The sequence below is a fragment of the Polaromonas sp. P1_G1 genome, from assembly GCF_056405595.1.
In genome coordinates this window covers 1-365 of record NZ_JBFUBU010000292.1, presented here as the reverse complement: position 1 = coordinate 365, position 365 = coordinate 1, and the positions used below count along the sequence as shown (strand labels likewise).

At 64.1% G+C, this 365-nt stretch carries 1 protein-coding gene; it reads right to left on the bottom strand.

What is annotated here, in order from left to right:
- A partial coding sequence (locus AC1D1Y_RS26900) for a hypothetical protein (protein ID WP_477685025.1) occupies positions 1-365 on the bottom strand: 365 nt, incomplete at both ends.

Genomic DNA, 365 nt, shown 5'->3' with positions numbered 1-365 from the left:
CGCTTGTGGATGGCGGTGCACTCCAGCAGGATGGCCTCAAACGCCGCGCCGGTGAAGATGTCTTGCAGCGGCGCACGCAGCTGGGTCTTCCAGCTGGCGCGCAGCGTGTGATCTTGCAGCTGCGAAAACAGCGGCTCCACGTCGTTCAACCACCCCTGCCACTGGCCGCGCACCTGCGCCACCAGCTCCAGCGCCTGCGCCACGCGGTCTTCCAGCAGCTCAGCCGACGGGATGTCATTGGCATCGTCGGTCTTGCCCAGGGGCAAATCGCTGCGCTCAAAGAACTCGGTCAGCGCATCGCACAGCGCCAGCTTGTTCTGCAGACTCAACTCGATGTTGATGCGCTCGATGCCGTCGGTGTACTC